Source organism: Variovorax sp. 38R, from assembly GCF_014843395.1.
GTDB classification, from domain to species: Bacteria; Pseudomonadota; Gammaproteobacteria; order Burkholderiales; family Burkholderiaceae_C; genus Variovorax; species Variovorax paradoxus_H.
In genome coordinates, this window is record NZ_CP062121.1 from 4856857 (window position 1) to 4877740 (window position 20884).

Below are 20884 nucleotides of genomic sequence, written 5' to 3' on the forward strand. Positions count from 1 at the left end.
CGATGTCCCTCCGTGTTGTTCTGTGGTTGTGGACGTTGGTTCGCCGCACCGCCCGCGCGGCACGGATTTGCCCCCCTGAAACAGGGGTGTTGAAGTTTAGCGAGTCGGCAGACCCTCTCGATCAGGCGGAAGATAGAGGGTCTCGTCGTTCCCCCCGAGAGAAGAGGCAGCGCTTTTGCGGTAGCCTCATTGCCCGCCAGAACCAAGGAGACTTTTCAAATGGCTGCATCCCTGTCCCCCGCTGAAGAAGCACTTCGAGAAGCAGCGCGCGAATACCACCGCTCGCCCGTCAAGGGCAAGATCTCGATCACCCCCACCAAGCCCCTGCTGAACCAGCGCGACCTGTCGCTGGCTTATTCGCCGGGCGTGGCCTACCCCTGCCTCGACATTGCGGCCGACCCGTCGCTCGCGGCCGAATACACCGCCCGCGGCAACCTCGTGGGCGTCATCACCAACGGCACCGCCGTGCTGGGCCTGGGCAACATCGGCCCGCTGGCCTCCAAGCCCGTGATGGAAGGCAAAGGCTGCCTGTTCAAGAAATTCGCCGGCATCGACGTGTTCGACATCGAGCTGGCCGAGAACGACCCCGACAAGCTGGTCGACATCATCGCGGCGCTGGAGCCCACGCTGGGCGGCATCAACCTCGAGGACATCAAGGCGCCCGAGTGCTTCTACATCGAAAAGAAGCTGCGCGAGCGCATGAACATCCCGGTGTTCCACGACGACCAGCACGGCACGGCCATCATCTCGGCCGCAGCACTGCTCAACGGCCTGGAGCTGGTCGGCAAGAAGATCGAAGACGTCAAGATCGCCGTCTCGGGCGCAGGCGCTGCCGCCATCGCCTGCCTGGACGTGATGGTCGGCCTGGGCGCCAAGCCCGCCAACATCTACGCCTGCGACTCCAAGGGCCTCATCTACATGGGCCGCGCGGGCGGTTTCGACGAATCGAAGTCGCGCTACGCCCAGAAGGACACCGGTGCCCGCACCCTGGCCGACGTGGTGAAGGACGCCGACGTGTTCCTGGGCTGCTCGGCCCCCGGCGTCATGAGCGCCGAGATGGTCAAGACCATGGGCACGCAGCCGATCATCCTGGCGCTGGCCAACCCCGAGCCCGAGATTCGCCCCGAGCTGGCCAAGGCCGTGCGGCCCGACTGCATCATTGCCACGGGCCGTTCGGACTACCCGAACCAGGTCAACAACGTGCTGTGCTTCCCGTACATCTTCCGCGGCGCGCTCGATTGCGGCGCGAGCAAGATCACGGAAGAAATGAAGCTGGCCTGCGTGCGCGAGATTGCCGACCTCACCAAGGCCGACATCAGCGAAGAAGTGGCCACCGCCTACGCCGGCCAGGAGCTGGCCTTCGGCCCCGACTACATCATTCCGAAGCCCTTCGATTCGCGCCTCATCTTGCGCATCGCGCCGGCCGTGGCCAAGGCCGCCGCCGCCTCGGGCGTGGCCGCGCGCCCCATCGAGGACATGGAGGCCTACCGCCAGCACCTGACGCGCTTCGTCTACCAGACGGGCATGTTCATGCGCCCGGTGTTCAGCGCCGCAAAAATCTCGACCACCAAGCGCGTGGCCTACGCCGAAGGCGAAGACGAGCGCGTGCTGCGCGCCGCGCAGTGGGCGGTCGACGAAGGCCTGGCCCAGCCCATCCTGGTGGGCCGCCCCGCCGTGATCGAGGCACGCATCCAGAAGGCCGGCCTGCACATCCGCCCCGGCACCGACTTCGAGATCGTGAACCCCGAGGACGATCCGCGCTTTCGCACCTACTGGGAGAGCTTCCACAAGCTCATGGGTCGCCGCGGCGTGACGCCCGAGGCCGCCAAGACGATGGTGCGCCGCTCCAACACGACCATCGCCGCGCTGATGCTGCACCTGGGCGACGCCGACGCGATGATCTGCGGCCTGGTCGGGCGCTTCGACGTGCACCTGGAGCACATCCGCAACCTGATCGGCCTGAAGCGCGGCGCGCCCGGCTTTGCCACGCTGAATGCGCTCACGCTCGAGAAGCGCACGGTGTTCATCACCGACACCAACGTGAACGAAGACCCGAGCGCCGAACTGCTGGCCAGCATCGCCGTGATGGCCGCCGAAGAGGTGCGCCGCTTCGGCCTGCCGCCGAAGGTGGCCTTCCTGTCGCACTCGAACTATGGCACTTCCAGCCGCGGCTCGGCACGCAAGATGCGCCTGGCGCGCGACCTGTTCTCGCAGATGGCACCCGACATCGAGTGCGACGGCGAGATGCACGGCGACGCCGCGCTGTCCGACGAGATTCGCCGCACCGCCCTGCCCGAGACCACGCTCTCCGGCGAAGCCAACCTGCTGGTGTGCCCGAACCTCGACTCGGCACACATCCTCTACAACGTGCTGAAGATGACGGGCGCGAACGGCATCACGGTGGGCCCGATCCTGCTGGGCGCTGCGAGCTCGGCCCACGTGCTGACGCCCTCGGCGACGGTGCGCCGCATCATCAACATGACGGCGCTGGCCGTGGCGAAGGTGAAGGCCCAGGACTGAGGCTGACGCCGGCGTTTCTTCCCTGAAACAACAACGCCCCGTCGCGGTCTCCGCGGCGGGGCGTTTTTCATGGGGGCCGTGTTCAGGCGCTCAAGCCTGGACGGGCGACACCACGGGAACGTCGGCCGGGTCGAACACGTTCCAGGCCAGCAGCTCTTTGTCTTCGGGCGGCGGCTCGCAGCCGCCGACGCGGCTGGGCGTCCAGTTGAAACGCTGTTTCGTGTCGGCCAGCGCCTCGGCGCGCTTGAAGGCGGCCAGCGCCGAGTCGATGACGGGCACGCCCAACGCATCTTGCAACTGGCGGTAGAAGCCGAACTCGAGCGTGCAGCCGAGGATGAGGGCCTCGGCGCCGTCCTCGTCGATGGCGCGGCGGCCCTGCGCGATCATGCGGCGCACGGTTTCGTCGCGGTCGCGCTGGAAATCTTCCACGCCGAGCTCCAGCGCGCGGAACGAGGCGATCAGGTGCGCATGGCCGTACTCGCGCACGCGCGCCTCGATGCGCGGCACCCACTTGCGCCGCCCCACGATCACCGACACCTTCTGTGCGAGGTTGGACGCGATCTCGAACGAGGCCTGGCAGGGTGCGACCACCACCGTCTGGCCGGATATTTCGCGCGCCTCCACCAGCACCGGGTCGTAGAAGCAGCCGACCACCACGGCGTCGAAGCCCTGCTGCGCGGTGTCGCGCACGGCGCGCACGATGTCGGCGCCCAGCAGCGCCTCGTAGCTCTGGTACTCGACGTGGTGCTGTACCGAGGCGTTGCGCAGCGACACCACCTCGACCTCGGTGCCGGGGTTCTTCACCTGCGCGAACTCTTGCGCGAAGCGCGCGTTGTAGGTGTCGTTGCCGACGGCCCGAATCCAGCGGATGCGCAGTGGCATGTCGTGTCTCCGTTCAGGCCGGCGCGAAGGCTTCGCCCAGCGACTTCTCGAGCGGGCGGTACAGCTCGGGCATGAACATGGTGCGCGACAGCAACAACCGCGCACGCGGCGCCACCAGCACGCGCAGCCGCGCGCCCTGGCGCACATGGGCCGACACCACAGGCTGGCCGTCGTCCGAGAAAGTCATGATCAGGTCGGGAAAGCGCGCGATGCGCTCGCCGCCCTGCACCAGCAGCATGTACTCGTTGATGAAGCGCAGCGTGGTGCCGGCCGCGTCGTCGAGCTCGACCACGCCGACGTCCAACCCTTCCTGCTGCTCACAACGGTACGTGCGCACCGTGCCTTCGGCGACGAGGCGGCCGTCGAGCGAACGGGCCACGGCATCGACGCCGCCGTCCAGGAAGGTCTGGCCCAGCGCGATGGCGTGGCTGATGGCGCCCGGCGCGCCGTGCTGGCGCGCGTAGCCCACGGTCACGGGGTTGCGCGCCACGGCCGCGAGGCCGCCCGCCTCCACCGAAGCGCGGCGCACCACGGCCGAGGTCTGTTCGAGCCGGCCCGACACCACGCCTTCCACGTAGCGGTGCGGCTCGCCACCCGCGTAGGCCTGCACCGAGAGGTAGTCGGGCTCGGTGTGCAGGCCCAGCGCGCCCATCACGCTCGAGGGGTGGGCGCGGCCGTTGCACGCGAGGTCGATGACGGGCAGGCCGGTCATGGCGGCGTGGAACCAGCCGTTGACCGTGGTCTCGGCGCCGTTCTCGTTGGCATGCAGCGCGACCAGCTTCTGGCCCGCCGGCAACTCGCGCCGCAACAGGTCGAGCGTGCGCAGCAGGTGCGCCGGCTGCACGTGCGGATCGGGCGCGGCCGGCGCGCCGACCAGGGCCATGGTGGCGGTGAGCGCGGCCTCGTCGAACTCGTCGACGCTCCACAGCTGCGGCGTGCCGACCTGCAGCGCCAGGCGCGCGGCGCGCTCGCCGGCCGCGATGAGCCCGCCGCCCCCGCCGCCGAGGATGGCGCCGCCCCAGATGGCCGCGCGGACGTCGTCGCTGGTCAGATTGCGTTTCATGAGTTCGATTCCTGTGTGTGATGGAGGGAAGGAAGAAGGGGAAGGCGAAGCAGCGCTACTTGCGCACGCTCTTCACCACGCCAGAGAAGAAGCTGTAGAGCGCATCGCCCGCGATCACGCCGCCGGCGAGCACCTCGAGCCGTTCGCGCGCGGCGGCGCCGAGCACGGCATGGACCGCGAGCCGGCAGGCGATGCCGGCCGCGACCATCCAGCCGGCCATCGGGCTGGCGATGAGCAGGCCGGTGGCGAACAGCACGCCCAGTTGCTGGCGCGGCCCGCCCGCCAGCTGCAGCAGCGCGCCGGGCACGGCCCACAGCGCGAGGTTGCGCGCCGTCTCGCCCGAGATGCCAGCCTTGATCGCGGCCACGTAGGCGGCGTTGATCGGCGCGGTCTGGTGGTTGGCGAAGAACAGCGGGTACGCGCAGGCGACCACCACGATCGCCACGCCGAAGCCGACCATGCCGGCGATCATCTGTTCGCGCCGGCCTTCGAGTTCGAAGGCCGAGCCCGAGGCTTCGCCGCGCAGCAGGTGGCCAGCCTTGAGGTCGTAGCCCATGTCGGCAAACGCCGGGCCAGTGGCGGCCGAGAAGCCGGCCAGCACCACCAGCGCCTCGGGCGGAAAGCCGATCAGGATGCCCAGCAGCAGCGAGATCAGCGCCACCGCGAAGGCCGGGAACCAGCCCGAGTGCATGGCCGCGATGCCCACGATGAGTTCATGCACGAAGGCCGCGAAGGTGCCGTACACGATGAACAAGGCGAGCATGCCGGGCGACATGCCGGTGTAGATGCCGGTGCCCGCGCACAGCAGCACCATGATCGCGAGGTAACCCGCGCCGCCCAGCTTGAGCGAGCGGCCGAGCACGCTGGCACCGCGGGCCTCGGCCAGCGCTTCCTTCGTCACGCCGGGGCCGTCGGCCGCGCGCTCGTGCTTCTTGAGCACCACGCGCGCCACCTGCACCAGCGCGACGAGGCCGGCGCCGATCATCATCCCGTGCGGCACGTAGCGCGTGCCGATGTCGAAGCCGAACAGCGGCGCCGAGTAGCCGCGCACCAGCAGCCCGATGCCGAAGGCGGTCATGGCGCCCAGCCCGCCGATCAGCGCCACGCCGAAGGCCGACATCGGCAGCTTGAACACCGCGCCGGCCACGCCGGTGGCCAGGCCGCCCAGCAGCAGCCAGGCCTGCTTGCCGCCGCTTTCGCCTGCCTTGATGGCCTCGGCCGCGGCGATGCCCAGCGGCCACGGGTTCCTGGCCGGGAAGGCTGGCGTGTCGAACATGCGGTAGAGCAGCCACGCGTCGAGCAGCATCGCCAGGCTCACGCCGATGAGCATCGGCACCACCATCTGCGGCAGGCCGAACAGGAACGGAATGCCGATCGGCAAAAACAGGCTGTTGGCCGCGCCGAAGGTGGCCGACGAGATGCTCGTCTGCGCGAGGTTCTGCGCATGCACCGAGCGGAAGCCCCGGAACATGGCCAGCGGCACGCGCGCCAGCGACATCGCCGCGAGCGCACCGATCAGCGAGGTGCTCGGCGTGATGCCCAGGCTCGCCAGCATCTGGATGCCGACGATGGCGCCGAACACGCTGAGCACCACCGTGAGGATCAGGTTGGCGGGCGCCAGCGCCTTCGGGTGCAGCCCGGCATGCGCGGCGCCCTTGTCTTCCAGCGGCGCGGCGGCCGTCACTTCATGGTGCATGGTCATTCCTTGTTAGTTCCATATTTTGGAACCATGTCCAATAAACTTGGACTGAATGATAAAACCGTACTTTCGGCTGTCAAGCGGGCGTTCACCCGGGTTGGCCGAAAAGACGCACCGGCGCCGAACCTATGATTCCCACCCCAACCTACCGAACACGATGAGCACCCTTGCCAACGCCATGGACGTCCTGAAGCTGATCGCGCGGCTGCGTCGCGACATCACGGTGACGGACGTCGTGACTGAGCTGGGCCTGCCCAAGAGCTCGGCCTCGCGCACGCTGAGCATGATGGCCGGCTACGGCTTCCTGGACCGCGACGCGGCCACGCGCGCCTACCGCCCGGGCGGCGTGATCATGGAAGCCTCGTACCACTTCCGCGCCTCGCGCAACACGGCCTCGCTGGTCGAGGAAGCGCTCGATGCGCTGGTGCGCGAGACCGGCTACACGGGCTACATCAACGTGCTCGACGGCACCGACACGCTGGTGATCCAGATGCGCACCGGCGCCGGCGCGCTGCAGATCTACACGCCGCCGGGCAGCCGCGCGCCCGCCTATTCCAGCGCCATGGGCCGCGCGCTGCTGGCCCGCCTGGGCGACGACGAAGTGGGCACCCTGATCGGCAGCCGGCTCGACCAGGGCCGCGGCCACGCGCCGAAGACACGCAAGGATCTGCTGGCGCGCCTGGCCGTGATCCGCGACACGGGCTGGGCCCTGTCGCGCGGCGAGTACGTGACCAACGTGGCGGGCATCTCGTCGGCGGTGCTCGACCCCGCCACGCGGCAGACCTACGCCTTCGGCATCGCGCTACCCGCAGAGCAGCTGTCGGAACCGCTGGTGGCGCGCTTCGGCGCCACGGTGCGCGACGCCGCCAGCAGCGTGGGCAAGCGCGTGGGCGACCCGTACTGGCTGGGCTTCGGGGCGACGACGCCGACCTGAGCACCGCGCCGGCGCCAGCCGCACGCCTCGCCGCGTTCACCGCTGCGGGGCTTTTTTTCGTCCGCCGCATCCTGAGGCGCCCCAGTGCGCGGGGTGCGCCAAGGCGGTGCTTGCGGGCGCCCGATCGCCCTTTTCAGGCGCGTCCAACCACCATTTCGGCTGGCACGCAATCTGCTAATACCCTGAGCAGATATTTCACATATCTTACTAATATATTAAGAAACCAAGCCTTCAGACCCTGGTTCCACCCGCTGTCCGCAGCGCCCTTTCTCTTCTTTTTCGAGGTACACGTTCATGAGCAATCCCCGCTGGCAAGGCATCTTCCCCGCCATCACCACCAAGTTCCACGCCGACGAAAGCATCGATGCCGAGGGCACCGCCCGCCACATCGACTTCCAGATCCGCAACGGCATCCACGGCCTCGTCACCTGCGGCTCGCTCGGCGAAGCCAGCACGCTGACGCTCGAAGAAAAGCTGCAGGTCGCCAAGATCGCCCTGGAAGCCGCCGACGGCCGCATCCCCGTGCTGGCCAACGTGTCGGAGACCAGCACCCGCGAAGCGCTGCGTTACGTCGACGGCGCCAACAAGCTCGGCGTGGCCGGCTACATGGTCATGCCTTCCGTGATCTACGTGGCCGATGCGCGCGAAGCCATGCTCAACGTGCGCACCATCGCCAACGCGGCCCAGAAACCCATCATGGTCTACAACAACCCGGTGGCCTACCGCGTGGACCTCAAGCCCGAGCACATGGTCGAGCTGGCCGATTGCGAATGGATCGCGGCCATCAAGGAGAGCACCGACAACATCCGCCGCATCACCGACCTGCGCAACACCGTGGGCGACCGCTACCAGCTGTTCCTGGGCGTGGACGACCTGGCCTACGAAGGCCTCGCGCTGGGCTGTGACGGGCTGCTGGCCGGTGTCGGTTGCGCGTTCCCGCGCGAGACGGTGGCGCTGTACGACCTGATGAAGGCCGGCAAGTTTGCCGAAGCGCTCAAGCTGTACCAGTGGATGACGCCGATGCTGCACTTGGACGTGTCGACCAAGCTGGTGCAGAACCTCAAGCTCATCGACCTGCTGGTCGGCGTGGGCACCGAGCACATGCGCCGCCCGCGCCTGCCGCTCATCGGCGAAGAGCGCGCCTTCATCGAGAAGGTTGTTGGCAAGGCGCTGGCCACGCGTCCGACCCAATACCAGTCGGTGGCCTGAGCCCCCGCGCACGACGCACCCCAAGGCCCAGAACACCATGCAAGAAAACGCCTTGAAAGAAAGCGGCGGCCTGTCCCGCCGCGTGCTCGACGCGTCGGACTTTGTCCTGCGCTGCGAGCGCCACCTGCTCAGCAGCTTGATGGGCCTGCTCATCGTGCTGGTGCTGCTGAACGTGGTCACGCGCTACGGCGGCTTTCCGCTCTACTGGGTGGACGAGGCCTCGGTGTACTGCGTGGTCTGGCTCACCTTCATCGGTGCGTCGGCGATGACGCGGCTGCGGCTGGACTTTGCGGTGACCCTGCTCACCGACAAGCTCGGTGCCAAGGCCGTGCGCATCGCCAAGGCCGGTGCTTCAAGCTGCGTGCTGCTGCTCGGGCTGGCCCTGCTCGCGATGTGCTGGCTGTGGATGGACCCGGCCGGCATCGTGCGCCACGGCTTCGACGCGAAGGAGTTCGCGGCCGAGAGCTTCAACTTTCTCTACACCGAGCGCACGCAGACGCTCGACTGGCCGACATGGCTGGTGCAGCTCATCCTGCCGATCTTCTCGCTCACCCTCAGCGTGCATGCGCTGGCCAACCTCCTCGAAGACCTCGGCCTGCAGCCCAAGCGCACGCATGACGAGTTCCATGTCGCCAACGCGGACGCCGTGAACTGAAATGCTGACCTCTGCCTTTTTCCTGCTGATCATGCTGGTCGGCGTGCCGATCGGTGCCTGCCTGTGCCTGTCGGGCATCGTCTACATCCTCAACTCGGGCGACACGGTGCTGTTCCAGTCGTTCCCGGTGCAGATGTTCGGCGGCGTCGACAGCTACAGCCTCATTGCGATTCCACTGTTCATCCTCATCGGTGAGATCATGAACGGCGGCGGCATCACGAAGCGGCTGGTCGACCTCGCACTGGCCTTCATCGGCTCGGTGAAAGGCGGCCTCGCCTACGTGAACATCCTGGCGAACATGCTGGTGTCGTCGATCATCGGCTCGGCCACCGCGCAGGTGGCGATCATGAGCCAGATCATGGTGCCCGAGATGGAGAAGCAGGGCTACGACAAGACCTTCGCGGCCGGCATCACGGTGTACGGCGGCATGCTCGGCCCGATCATTCCGCCCTCGGTGATGTTCGTGGTGTACAGCGTGCTCGCGCAGGTGGCGGTGGGCGACATGCTCATCGCGGGGATCATCCCCGGCGTGATTCTCACGGTGCTGTTCTTCATCGTCATCGCCTGCATGGGCCTGATCTACAACTACCCGCGCACCGAGAAGCGCACCGTCAAACAGCGGCTGCACACGATCCTCACGGCCTGCCCGACGCTGCTCATCCCCATCGTGATCGTCGGCTCCATCCTCGGCGGCGTCGCCAACCCCACCGAATCGGCGGCGGTGGGTGCGGTGGCGGCGGTGCTCGTGGGCCGCTACGTGACCAAGGAATTCCGCTTCGCGATGATTCCGCAGATCCTGCTGAAGTCGGCGATCTACTCGGCGGTGGTGCTGTTCCTGGTGGCAGCGGCCGCGGTGTTCTCGTGGCTGCTCATCTACGGCAAGGTGCCGCAAGCCACCGCCGCGTGGATACAGACCGTGGCAAAAGACCCAATCGCCTTCCTGCTGCTGGTGAACGTGATCCTGCTGGTGATCGGCACCGTGATCGACGGCATTCCCGGGCTGATCATGACCGTGCCGATCCTGCTGCCCATTGCGACGGAAATCTACGGCATCGACCCGCGCCACTTCGGCGTGGTGGTGGTCATCAACCTCGTGCTCGGGCTGATGACGCCGCCGGTGGGGCTGAGCTTCTTCGTGGCCTCGGCGGTGACGGGCGCCAAGCCCGGAAAGATGTTCATCGTCACGCTGCCCTTCTTCCTGATCTGCTGCGTGGCGCTGGTGCTGCTGTCGCTGTTCCCGAGTCTGTCTCTCGCGCTCATCAAGTAAGCGCCGATCCGCTCTCTTTCCCGTTCCTTCACTTCACCTCACCCAACCGGAGCTTCACATGCCCCTCTCCCGCCGCCAGTTCGTCCAGGCCGCCGCCGGCACCGCTGCCGCATCGACCGCCCTCTTCGGCACCGTGTCGCGTGCCGCCGCCGCCAAGGAATTTCGCCTGGGCCTCATCACGCCCGCGGGGCACTCGTGGAACCGCGCCGCGGTGAGCTTCGGCGAGGCGCTGAAGAAGGCCACCGACGGCCGCCTGAGCGCCACGGTGTTTCACTCGGGCCAGCTCGGCAACGAGTCGGCCATGATGCAGCAGCTGCAGTCGGGCGCGCTCGACATGGGCTGGATTCAAGCGGCCGAGCTCGGCTCGCGCGTGGCGAGCGTGGCGGCCATCAACGCGCCCTATCTCGTGCGCTCGACCACCAACGTCGCCTCGCTCGTGCGCACGCCCGCGGCGCTCAAGCTGCTCGATGTGCTGCCGCGCGAGACCGGCACCATCGGCCTGGGCTGGGGCATCACCGGCATGCGCGTGGTGTTCGCGACCAAAGATATCGCCTCGCCCACCGACCTGAAGGGCATGAAGCTGCGCATCAACCCCACGCCGGTGTACCGCGACTTCTACCAACTGCTGGGCGCCGCGCCCACGCCCATTCCCACGCCGGGCGTGTTCGACGCCATGTCCAACGGCCAGGTCGACGGGCTCGAAGCCGACATCGAGTTCTCGTGGAACCAGCGCTTCGACCGCGTCTCGAAAACCCTGCTGCCGATGAACGCGCTGTTCATGCCCTTCGCACCGCTGGTGTCCGGCCGCATCTGGCAGACGCTCGACGCGAAGGACAAGGCGCTCATCACCGACCTCGTGAAGCAGCAGCTCGACGCGCAGATCAAGGACATCGTGACCACCGAGCTGGGCCTCATCGACAAGTTCAAGGCCAGCGGCATCGCGTTCAAGAGCGCCAGCAACTACAACCCCGCGCCGGTCATCGCCGAGTTCGACAAGGTCTGGCTGCCCAAGGCGCCGCAGATCGCCGAGCTGCGCAAGATCGGCGCGACGCTCTGACGGGGTTTCAGGCCCCGAATTCCCAGGCGCGGTGCATGCCGCACACGCCTTGGGCGGGCCGCGCACCTCGGTGATTCACCGGAAGGGTTCGCACCAATCGCGTGCGGGCACCGTTTTTGCTTGAATGCCGAAGCATTCACATTTCGGAACCTTCATGAACAAGCGTCACCTGCTCCAGTCCTTCCTCGCCGCCTCGGCCTTCAGCTTCGGCCTGTCTTCGGCCTTTGCCCAGAGCCCGACGCCGATCAAGTTCCAGCTCGACTGGCGTTTCGAAGGTCCGGCCGCGCTGTTCCTGCACCCCGCGGCCAAGGGCTACTTCAAGGCCGCCGGCCTGGACGTGACCATCGACGCCGGCAACGGCTCGGGCGGCACCGTGACGCGCGTGGCCTCGGGCGCCTACGACATGGGCTTTGCCGACCTCGCGGCGCTCATGGAGTTCCACGCCAACAACCCCGACAGCCCGAACAAGCCGGTCGCGGTGATGATGGTCTACAACAACACGCCGGCCTCGGTCATGGCGCTCAAGAAGAGCGGCATCACCAAGCCGGCCGACCTTGCCGGCAAGAAGCTCGGCGCACCGGTGTTCGACGCGGGCCGCCGCGCGTTCCCGATCTTCGCCAAGGCCAACAACATCGGTGCCGTGAACTGGACCGCCATGGACCCGACGCTGCGCGAGACCATGCTGGTGCGCGGCGACATCGACGCCATCACGGGCTTCACCTTCACCTCGCTGCTCAACCTGGAAGCGCGCGGCGCCAAGGCGGCCGACGTGGTGATCCTGCCCTACCCCGACTACGGCGTGAAGCTGTACGGCAACGTGATCATCGCCTCGCCCAAGCTGCTCAAGGACAACCCGGCGGCGGTGAAGAAGTTCCTCTCGGCCTTTGCCAAGGGCGCGAAGGAAGTCATCGCCAACCCCGCCATGGGCATCGAGTCGGTGAAGGCGCGCGACGGCATCATCGACAGCAAGCTCGAGACGCGCCGCCTGCAGCTGGCCATCGACACCGTCATCAACAGCGCCGACGCGCGCAGCGAGGGCTTCGGCGCCGTCAACGCGGGCCGCATGTCGCTCATGGCCTCGCAGGTGTCCGACGCCTTCAACACCAAGACGCGCGTGAGCCCCGACGCCGTGTGGACCGCGGCCATGCTCCCGCCCGCGGCCGAGCTCAGCGGAATCCTGCGCAAGTGATGGCGGCCGGCGCAACGACACCCGACGCAGCCGCCCCCTTCGTCGATTTCCAGGACGTCTGGCTCGCCTACAACGAAGAGCTGCTGCGCGCCAACCACTTCGCGGTCGAGGCCATCGACCTGAAGGTGACGCGCGGCGAGTTCATCGCCATCGTCGGCCCCTCGGGCTGCGGAAAGTCGACCTTCATGAAGCTCACCACGGGACTGAAGATGCCCTCGATGGGCAAGATCCGCATCGACGGCCAGCCCGTGACCGGGCCGCTGAAGATCTCGGGCATGGCCTTCCAGGCGCCCTCGCTGCTGCCGTGGCGCACCACGGTCGACAACGTGCTGCTGCCGCTGGAAATCGTCGAGCCCTACCGCTCGAACTTCAAGGCCAAGCGCAAGGAGTACGTCGAACGTGCCCGCCGCCTGCTGCAGAAGGTGGGCCTGGGCGGCTACGAAGACAAGTTTCCGTGGCAGCTTTCGGGCGGCATGCAGCAGCGCGCGAGCATCTGCCGCGCACTCATCCACGAGCCCAAGATGCTGCTGCTGGACGAGCCCTTCGGCGCGCTCGACGCGTTCACACGCGAAGAGCTGTGGTGCATCCTGCGCGACCTGTGGACCGAGCAGCAGTTCAACGTGATCCTGGTCACGCACGACCTGCGCGAGTCGGTGTTCCTGGCCGACACGGTGTACGTGATGAGCAAGAGCCCCGGCCGCTTCGTGGTGAAGCGCGAGATCGACCTGCCGCGTCCGCGCGAGCTGGAGCTGACCTACACCAAGGAGTTCACCGACATCGTGCTCGAACTGCGCAGCCACATCGGCGCCATCCGCGGCAACGCCGCCACCTCCGCTGCGGCGGCCACGCACTGAGGAGGCGGCAAATGAACAACAGCAAACAACTCGAACGCTGGTCGCCCTGGCTGCTGCTCGTGGCGGTGCTCCTGCTGTGGCAGGTGATCTGCGCGGGCTTCGGCGTGTCGGACTTCATCTTTCCGAGCCCGCTGCGCATCTGGGAGCAGTTCTGGGAGTTCAAGGCCATCATCGCGGGCCACGCGTGGCGCACCTACTGGGTCACGATGGCGGGCTTCGGCCTGGCGATCGTGGTGGGCGTGCTCATGGGCTTCGTGATCGGCAGCTCGCGCCTGGCCTATGCCGCGATCTACCCGCTCATGACGGCCTTCAATGCGCTGCCCAAGGCGGCCTTCGTCCCGATTTTGGTCGTGTGGTTCGGCATCGGCATCGGGCCGGCGATTCTCACGGCGTTCCTGATCAGCTTCTTCCCGATCATGGTGAACATCGCGACCGGCCTGGCCACGCTCGAACCCGAGCTGGAAGACGTGCTGCGCGTGCTGGGCGCCAAGCGCTGGGACGTGCTCATCAAGATCGGCCTGCCGCGCTCCATGCCCTACTTCTTCGGCTCGCTGAAGGTGGCGATCACGCTGGCTTTCGTCGGCACCACGGTGTCGGAGATGACCGCCGCCAACGAAGGCATCGGCTACCTGCTGATCTCGGCCGGCTCGGCCATGCAGATGGGCCTGGCCTTCGCCGGCCTGATGGTGGTGGGCGCGATGGCGATGGTCATGTACGAACTCTTCAGCCTCATCGAGAAGCACACCACCGGCTGGGCGCATCGCGGGTCGCAGAACCAATAAATAATGGGGGCATGACTCCCGAACAGATCACCCGCGCGCTGCGTCGCGCCGACGCCGTGGCGCGACGCGCCATGGCCATGGGCCGCCACCCCTTCGGCGCCGTGCTCGTCGCGCCCGACGGCGAGACCATCCTCGCCGAGCAGGGCAACATCGACACGGTGCATCACGCGGAGGCCACTCTCGCGCGCCACGCGGCGCAGAACTGGCCGGCCGAGTACCTGTGGCAGTGCACGCTGGTGACCACCTTCGAGCCCTGCGCCATGTGCGCGGGCACGAGCTACTGGGCCAACATCGGGCGCATCGTCTACGGCGCGGAAGAATCCGCGCTGCTCGCACTCACCGGTGACCACCCCGAGAACCCGACGCTGAGCCTGCCCTGCCGCGAGGTCTTCGCGCGCGGGCAGAAGCCCGTCGAGGTGATCGGCCCGGTGCCCGAGGTGGCCGACGAGATGATCGCCACGCACCGGGGGTTCTGGGAATCGCGCTAGTGAGCCCGCACGGCGTGTTCGCGCCTTACCTGGCACGCTGGAGCCTCACGCCCGACGGCGAAGCCTTCACCTCGCTGAGCGGCACGCTGCTGCCCGTGCGCCAGCACGGCGTGGCGGCCATGCTCAAGCTCTCGCACGAGGCCGAGGAACAGGCGGGCAGCCTGCTGATGGCCTGGTGGAACGGCGATGGCGCCGCGCCCGTTCTGGCCCATGACGGCGAGGCCTTGCTGATGGTGCGTGCACAAGGCACGGCCTCGCTCGCGCAGATGGTTCAAGACGGTCGCGACGACGAGGCCACGCGCATCCTGTGCGCCGACGCCGCGCGCCTGCATGCGCCACGCGTCACGCTGCCGCCCCCGACGCTGGTGCCGCTCACACGCTGGTTCGAAGCGCTGTGGGCCGGCGCGGCGACGCACGGCGGCGTCTTCGCGCACAGCGCACGCACCGCACGCGAACTGCTGGCCGCGCCGCGCGATGTGGTCGTGCTGCATGGCGACATCCACCACGGCAACGTGCTCGACTTCGGCCCGGCCGGCTGGCTCGCCATCGACCCCAAGGGCCTGCACGGCGAACGCGGCTTCGACCACGCGAACATCCTGTGCAACCCGGATGGTGAGAGCGCGCTGGTACCGGGCCGCTTTGCGCGCCGCATCGAGGTCATCTCGGAGGCCACAGGCATCGAGCAGCGGCGATTGCTGCAATGGGTGCTGGCGTGGGCGGGGCTGTCGTCGGTGTGGATGCTGGAAGATGGCGAGGCGCCTGGGAGCACGTTGGAGGTGGCGAAGCTTGTGGCTGCGGCGCTCGAGATCGCCGGCTAGGGTTCGGACGCATGTCTCGCCCTCACTCCTACCTCGATTTCCTCGCGCGGGTTCTGGCGCTGCCGTTGTCTGAAGGCCTTGCGTCTTCTGACGAGAGCTTTCATGCGGCGTCTGCCGGTGCGGACGCGCTGATCGTCGACGTCGAGAAGCGCCGCTATCACCGCGTGCTTGATGCGCGGCCTCTAAGCTTCGAGGACGCGGCGCACGATGGCGTCGCGCAGACTTCGCTGCAGCTCGAACACAGCGATGGCATCCGCACGATCGCGCTGACCGCGCAGGACGACAGTTTCTGGACGCCCCTGCCCGATCCGCGCGTGATCGGCCTGCCGCGCATCGTGCAACGCCACGACGCGGCGTGGACGTCTCTGGCGCCGCCGCCTTCAGATGCCCCCCAGCGGACCAGCATCACCGACTGGCTGGGTTCGCTGGTCGCGCTGGCGGTGCTGGCCTTCTTTTCCGCCTTCGGGTTCAACGCGCTGCGCTGGTCGCTGGAGGGCGGTTGGAACCTGCTGTGGCTGCTGGTGGGGCTGCCGGTGTTTCCGATCTTCGGCGTGCTGACGCTGGTGGCCGTCTACACACTCGTGCGGCGCGCCGTGCCGCCGCCGAGGCGCCGGGCGCTCGAAGCGATTCACATCAGTCGCGATGAAAGCTTTCGCCTCGGCGAACCGATGGCGTTCCGGGTCGATGCCATGGTGCCGGCGTCGGTGGATGGCCAGCCCGCGCAGGCACCGCCGCAGATCATCGCGGACCTCATTGTCCAGACCCTGAACGATCCGGTGGATGGCGATTGGTCGTTGAAAGATCAGTTCTGGGGCGCGGGCCGCGCGGACGTCGTTCCATCTACGCTCACCGGCACGGGCGAACGCCGCGTGCACTATGTCGGCAGCGTGACGGCCACGCGCAGGACACCGCGCGAGGCGCAGGAACGCTGGTACCTGGCGTTGTCCACCAGCCGGGAAATGGGTGTCGAGCCCTTTCACATCGCCAACGTCGCCACGCCTGCGTTGGTCGTCCCCTACCAGATGGTGCAGCCGCCGGACCGCCACGCACAAATCGACGCCTTGCTGCTAAACACAGGATCGGACCTGATCCACAAGGCCTACAACGGCGAAGACGGCACGGCGCTGTGCGACGACTTCACGCCCGAGGAGTGCCGCGCAGTGTTCACGATCGACGCTCATGCGCTGGTGGATCACGCGATGGTCACCCGTTGGTACGAAGGCAGGATCAGGACCGAGCGAGTCAGCAGCGATGGCTGCTTCTACATGCTGAAGGAAGGCCCGACCTACCAGCTGATGTACACCGAACGCCACGACACCGTGACGGTGTACGAGTCCCCCGATCTGCGCAGCGTGGTCGGTCGCTACCTGGTTGCAGAGCATCTGTTTGTCGACCATCTGCCGGGTGCGGAAACGATGAAGGTGCTGCGGCCCCGCTTTTACTAGTCCAGCAGCAGCGACGCCTCATCCCGCCAATAAGCCACAGCCGCCAGCCACCCTTCCCACACGCACCCATTGCAGCCACGCCCGCAGCAGGTGGTCGGCTCCGGCGGCGGCGCACGCATCGCAACCCCTTCGGCATCGAGCATCGCCTGCACACGCGCAATCAGCGCTTGCGCGCCGACAAGGTTCGTGGGTTCAGGCAGCCGGTCGATGGCGTTCATGACAAGCGGTTCCTCCTCACGCGTCGAGGTTCATCAACTCGAGCCGCATCTTCGCGCCACCCGATTCGCTCGACCCGATGCTCAGCTGGCCGCGATGCAGCCGCGCCACCTCCGCCACGAGGTGCAGGCCCAGCCCGGCGCCGCGCCCGCGCGGCACGAGCCGGTGAAACGGCGCCACCACGCGCTCGCGGTCGGCCTCGGGAATGCCGGGGCCCGAGTCGCGCACCTCGATGCATGAGGGCTCGCACAGCCGCACCTGGATGTCGCAGCCCGGCCCGCCGTGCTCGATGGCGTTCTGGATCAGGTTGGTGAGCGCGCGTTCGAGCGAGGGCGCGTCGCCGCGCACGGTGAGCGGTTGCGGCGCATCGACCGACAGCGTGCAGCGGCTGCGGATCGCGAGCGGCGCGATGTCGGCCGCCACGCGTTCGCAGAGCGACTTCAGCTCCACCTGATGGTCGAGCGACAGGCCGTGGTCGAGCCGCTGCAGATCGAGCAGCTGCTCGGCCAGCGTGGCGAGCCGCGCCGAGGCCTGCATCAGTTTCATCTTCAGCGGATCGTTCGGCAGGCCTTCGAGATGGATCTGCAGCGTGGTGATCGGCGTGCGCAGCTCGTGCGCGGCATCGGCGAGAAAGCGCTCCTGCCGGTCGTAGCCTTCGTTGAGCCGGTCGAAGGCGCGGTTGACCGCATTGACCAGCGGACGAATCTCGCTCGCCACATTCGCCAGCGGCAGGCGCGTGGTGCGCTCGTGCACGTCAATGCCCTCGGCATGCTCCGCCGTGGCCACCACACCTTTCAGGCCGCGCTTCACCACGAAGGGCGTCGCGAGGATCACGCCGAGGCAGGTCACGAGCGCCATCGGCGCCACGAGGAACAGGAAGGCGATGCCGGTGCCCTTGAGCGTGTTCTCCAACGTGAGCGGGCCGCCGGTCTGCGCCATGACGGCCACCGGGCCCGCGCGCGATTCGACGCGTTCGAAGCGGGCCTTGGGGCGCGTGCCGTCGGTCTCGGGGTCGATGGCCATGCGGTCGGTGCCGTCGAGCGCGTTGAGCAGCCGCAGGTAGGTGGGCGGCACCACGCCGTGGCGCAATTCCGCGCCGTGGCTGTCGCGTGCGATGAACCAGAACTGCGGGTCGGCCTTCTGCAGCCGCCGCAGCGCGCTCGTGGGCTCGGCCACCAGGTGGCCGGCGGCGTCGCGCGTCAGGGCGCGCTGAATCGATGCCACCGTTTCCTGGCCGTTCTCGTCGACCACGCGGCCCAGCGCCCAGGCCAGGCCGAGAAAGCCGCCCATCACGAGCAGCCCGACCACCACCTGCAAGAGGATGAGGCTCCAGATCAGCCGCCAGCGCAGCGAAAGCAGACTGAAGCTCATGCCGATGAGGGCACGCACATGAGGTAGCCCACGCCGCGGATCGCGTGGATCTCGACCTGTGCGCCAGCCTTGTCGAGCTTGGAGCGCAGGCGCGAGACGTGCGTGTCGAGCGCGTTCGACTGGATGTCGTCCTTGTGGCCGTACACGCGGTCTTGCAAGGCCTCGCGCAGCACGGTGCGGCCACGGTGTTCGAGCAGCGTCTCGAGCACGAGCAGTTCACGCCGCGGCAGCGTGAGGCAGGCCTCGCCCACATGGGCCTGTCGCGTGTGGTGGTCAAAGCGCAGCTGCCCGAGCGTCATGATGAAGTTGGCGCGCACCGCGGGGCGGCGTGCCAGTGCGCGCACGCGCGCCAGCAGCTCGTCCATCGAGAAGGGCTTGGCCAGGTAGTCGTCGGCGCCGCCGTCCAGGCTCAGCACGCGTTCGGCCACGTCGGTCATGGCGGTGAGCACGAGCACGGCGCAGGCGATGTTGTTCTGGCTCAAGAATGAGACGAGCGACAGGCCGTCGCCGTCGGGCAACCCGCGGTCGAGCACGACCACGTCGTAGGGCGCGCCGAGCGCGGCTTCCTCGGCCGCGCGCAGCGAGCTCGCCACATCGACCACCGCCTGGTTCTGGCGCAGCGCCGACGCAAGCGCCTGGGCCAGGTCGGCTTCGTCTTCGACAAGCAGGATTCTCATTTGGGGGGATGGACAAGGAACCGGACAGGCGGATGATTCTAGAGAGCCCTCACACCGGGTAACGCAATGTTCACGCAATGCAGGCGCCTACGCTGTGGCGCTTCCCTCTCCTGAAAGCGCATCGGTGACGCCCCTCCGCCCGAACCCCGCCGCCCTCCCCGTCACGCCCTGGCATCTGGCGCTGGGGCAGCGGTTCGCCACGCTGTGGGTCGTGAAGATGATCGGCTCCACGCTCGGCATCTCGGGCTTCTTCGTCCTGTACTTCTGGGTGATGCACCACCCGCCCTCGGTGCCGACGGTGATGCCACTCACGGCCATCGACCACTGGGTGGGCGTGAGCGACGACGCGATGCTGCTGTACAGCTCGCTGTGGTTCTACATTTCGCTCGCACCGGCCTTCACAAAGAACAAGGCCGAGCTGTGGGCCTGCGCACGCGGGGCCGCGCTCATGGCGGCCATCGGGTTGGCGGTGTTCTGGTGTTTTCCGACGGTGGTGCCGAGCTTTGCGATCGACTGGTCGCAGTACCCGGCGCTGCAGTTCCTCAAGAGCGCCGATGCAGGCGGCAATGCCTTCCCGTCGCTGCATGTGGCCTTCGCCGTGTTCGCGGCCGTCTGGCTCGGCCGCCAGCTGCGCAGCGTGCACGCGCCCACGTGGACGCAGTGGGTGAACCTGCTGTGGGCCGCGGGAATCGTCTATTCGACGCTGGCCACGCGCCAGCACGTGCTGCTCGACGTGCTCGGCGGTGTGCTGCTGGCGGGGCTGGTGTGCTGGCGCCGCACGCCGCGTACGCGGCTGGTGCTGGCCGAGGCGTGAGCGCTGCCGGTTACCAGAAGATCCAGAGCGCCAAGCCGCCGAAGATCGTCCACTTGACCAGGTAGTAAGCGCGCTTGTCCCAGGCCTTCAGGCGCTTGCCGACCACGCGGATCTGGTAGATGTACTTGAAGGCGCGGTTCAGGCCGCCCGTCTTGTCGCCCGCATCGTTGGGCGAAGCAGCAGCAGCCAGCAGGTTCTTCGCGAACCAGCGGTTCACGGCGCTGGCCCAGCGGTACTTCAGCGGGCGCTCGATGTCGCAGAACAGGATCACGCGGTCGTGGTCGGTGGTGTTCTCGGCGTAGTGGATGTAGGTCTCGTCGAACACCACGGCCTCGCCGTCGCGCCAGTGGTAGCGCTGGCCGTCCACGTCGATGTAGCAGCCCTCCACGCCCGGCGTCCACAGGCCCAGGTGATAACGCAGCGAACCGGCAAACGGGTCGCGGTGGCGCACCAAGCGGCTGCCCGGGGGCAGCTCGGCGAACATCGCGGCTTTGATGGTGCCGATGCCTTTGAGCAGTTCGGTGGTGCGCGGGCACAGCACGGCGGCCGAGGGGTGCGCCTCGTCGTACCACTTCAGGTAGAAGCGCTTCCAGCCGCTCTTGAAGAAGGAGTTGAAGCCCACGTCGTTGAACTGGCTCGAGGCCTTGATGCTGCCGCCGTTGCGCATGGCGAGCGCTTCTTCGCGGATGACCTCCCAGTTTTCCTCGAGGATGCGCATCTCGGGGAACTCGGCAGGCGACAGGTACGGGGTACCGGGCACCTTCGAGAAAAGGTACATGAAGACGTTCAGCGGCGCCAGGAAGGTCGAGTGATCAGAGAGCTGTCTGAAGAACTTGTGCCGGACCTGGCCACGGAAGTGAACGTAGAGTGCGCTGAGCACGAAGATGGCAAGAATGACCCACTTCATTGGTGAAAGTGTCCTGTAGACGAGCGCCGGGGGAGCC

The 20884-nt window shown here is 67.5% G+C and carries 20 protein-coding genes; 13 read left to right on the plus strand and 7 right to left on the minus strand.

Annotation, left to right across the window (positions count from 1 at the left end; genetic code table 11):
• Positions 1 to 219: 219 nt before the first annotated feature.
• Complete coding sequence (locus tag IG196_RS22465) at positions 220 to 2520, plus strand: NADP-dependent malic enzyme (protein WP_192193070.1); 2301 nt, start codon at positions 220 to 222, stop codon at positions 2518 to 2520.
• A 90-nt stretch (positions 2521 to 2610) separates the two neighbouring features.
• On the opposite strand, the gene IG196_RS22470 is transcribed toward IG196_RS22465, so the two are convergent.
• Genes IG196_RS22470 through IG196_RS22480 form a run of 3 tightly spaced genes read right to left on the minus strand, consistent with a single transcriptional unit; the run spans position 2611 to position 6161 of the window.
• Positions 2611 to 3402, minus strand: a complete 792-nt coding sequence (locus IG196_RS22470; RefSeq protein WP_192193071.1) for an aspartate/glutamate racemase family protein — start codon at positions 3400 to 3402, stop codon at positions 2611 to 2613.
• Between the two features lie 13 nt (positions 3403 to 3415).
• On the minus strand, positions 3416 to 4465 hold the full coding sequence (locus IG196_RS22475; protein ID WP_192193072.1) for a DUF917 family protein: 1050 nt from the start codon (positions 4463 to 4465) through the stop codon (positions 3416 to 3418).
• A gap of 55 nt (positions 4466 to 4520) precedes the next feature.
• Positions 4521 to 6161: an OPT/YSL family transporter gene (locus IG196_RS22480; RefSeq protein WP_192193073.1), complete on the minus strand. Its 1641-nt coding sequence runs from the start codon at positions 6159 to 6161 to the stop codon at positions 4521 to 4523.
• A 160-nt stretch (positions 6162 to 6321) separates the two neighbouring features.
• On the opposite strand from IG196_RS22480, the gene IG196_RS22485 reads away from it, so the two are divergent.
• The 11 genes from IG196_RS22485 (at position 6322) to IG196_RS22535 (ending at position 16862) form a co-directional block, all read left to right on the plus strand.
• On the plus strand, positions 6322 to 7098 hold the full coding sequence (locus IG196_RS22485) for an IclR family transcriptional regulator (RefSeq protein WP_192193074.1): 777 nt from the start codon (positions 6322 to 6324) through the stop codon (positions 7096 to 7098).
• Between the two features lie 294 nt (positions 7099 to 7392).
• Positions 7393 to 8307 (plus strand): dihydrodipicolinate synthase family protein, encoded by a 915-nt coding sequence (locus IG196_RS22490; RefSeq protein ID WP_192193075.1) that lies wholly within the window; start codon positions 7393 to 7395, stop codon positions 8305 to 8307.
• A gap of 37 nt (positions 8308 to 8344) precedes the next feature.
• Positions 8345 to 8962 carry a TRAP transporter small permease gene (locus tag IG196_RS22495; RefSeq protein WP_192193076.1) on the plus strand — a complete coding sequence of 206 codons (618 nt, stop codon included), beginning with the start codon at positions 8345 to 8347 and terminating at the stop codon, positions 8960 to 8962.
• 1 nt (position 8963) lies between these two features.
• Complete coding sequence (locus IG196_RS22500; RefSeq protein ID WP_192193077.1) at positions 8964 to 10229, plus strand: TRAP transporter large permease; 1266 nt, start codon at positions 8964 to 8966, stop codon at positions 10227 to 10229.
• A 58-nt stretch (positions 10230 to 10287) separates the two neighbouring features.
• A complete protein-coding gene (locus tag IG196_RS22505; RefSeq protein WP_099795640.1) occupies positions 10288 to 11286 on the plus strand; it encodes a TRAP transporter substrate-binding protein in 999 nt (332 codons plus the stop codon).
• Between the two features lie 154 nt (positions 11287 to 11440).
• A complete protein-coding gene (locus IG196_RS22510; protein ID WP_192193078.1) occupies positions 11441 to 12475 on the plus strand; it encodes an ABC transporter substrate-binding protein in 1035 nt (344 codons plus the stop codon).
• Positions 12475 to 13329 (plus strand): ABC transporter ATP-binding protein, encoded by an 855-nt coding sequence (locus tag IG196_RS22515; protein ID WP_099795638.1) that lies wholly within the window; start codon positions 12475 to 12477, stop codon positions 13327 to 13329. Before IG196_RS22510 ends, IG196_RS22515 begins: the two co-directional genes overlap by 1 nt.
• Positions 13330 to 13340: 11 nt before the next feature.
• Positions 13341 to 14111: an ABC transporter permease gene (locus IG196_RS22520; protein ID WP_153285556.1), complete on the plus strand. Its 771-nt coding sequence runs from the start codon at positions 13341 to 13343 to the stop codon at positions 14109 to 14111.
• 11 nt (positions 14112 to 14122) lie between these two features.
• Complete coding sequence (locus IG196_RS22525) at positions 14123 to 14599, plus strand: nucleoside deaminase (protein ID WP_192193079.1); 477 nt, start codon at positions 14123 to 14125, stop codon at positions 14597 to 14599.
• The gene (locus IG196_RS22530; RefSeq protein ID WP_225616765.1) at positions 14599 to 15417 is read left to right on the plus strand and encodes an aminoglycoside phosphotransferase family protein; all 819 of its coding nucleotides are present in this window, start codon (positions 14599 to 14601) and stop codon (positions 15415 to 15417) included. Before IG196_RS22525 ends, IG196_RS22530 begins: the two co-directional genes overlap by 1 nt.
• Before the next feature lie 11 nt (positions 15418 to 15428).
• A complete protein-coding gene (locus IG196_RS22535) occupies positions 15429 to 16862 on the plus strand; it encodes a hypothetical protein (RefSeq protein WP_192193080.1) in 1434 nt (477 codons plus the stop codon).
• Here IG196_RS22535 and IG196_RS22540 read toward each other — a convergent pair.
• From IG196_RS22540 to IG196_RS22550, 3 genes are read right to left on the minus strand one after another with little or no spacing between them, the layout of a single operon-like run.
• A complete protein-coding gene (locus tag IG196_RS22540) occupies positions 16859 to 17080 on the minus strand; it encodes an oxidoreductase-like domain-containing protein (protein ID WP_192193081.1) in 222 nt (73 codons plus the stop codon). The two genes, IG196_RS22535 and IG196_RS22540, sit on opposite strands and share 4 nt — an antisense overlap.
• A gap of 16 nt (positions 17081 to 17096) precedes the next feature.
• Positions 17097 to 18449, minus strand: a complete 1353-nt coding sequence (locus IG196_RS22545; RefSeq protein WP_192193082.1) for a sensor histidine kinase — start codon at positions 18447 to 18449, stop codon at positions 17097 to 17099.
• Positions 18446 to 19126, minus strand: coding sequence for a response regulator transcription factor (locus IG196_RS22550; protein WP_192193083.1), 681 nt, complete (start codon positions 19124 to 19126; stop codon positions 18446 to 18448). Before IG196_RS22550 ends, IG196_RS22545 begins: the two co-directional genes overlap by 4 nt.
• A gap of 124 nt (positions 19127 to 19250) precedes the next feature.
• Between IG196_RS22550 and IG196_RS22555 the strand changes: the two genes are divergently transcribed.
• On the plus strand, positions 19251 to 19940 hold the full coding sequence (locus IG196_RS22555) for a phosphatase PAP2 family protein (protein ID WP_225616766.1): 690 nt from the start codon (positions 19251 to 19253) through the stop codon (positions 19938 to 19940).
• Between the two features lie 10 nt (positions 19941 to 19950).
• Here the strand turns inward: IG196_RS22555 and lpxO are convergent, their stop codons facing one another.
• The gene (gene lpxO, locus IG196_RS22560) at positions 19951 to 20847 is read right to left on the minus strand and encodes a lipid A hydroxylase LpxO (protein WP_101489287.1); all 897 of its coding nucleotides are present in this window, start codon (positions 20845 to 20847) and stop codon (positions 19951 to 19953) included.
• Positions 20848 to 20884: the final 37 nt, after the last annotated feature.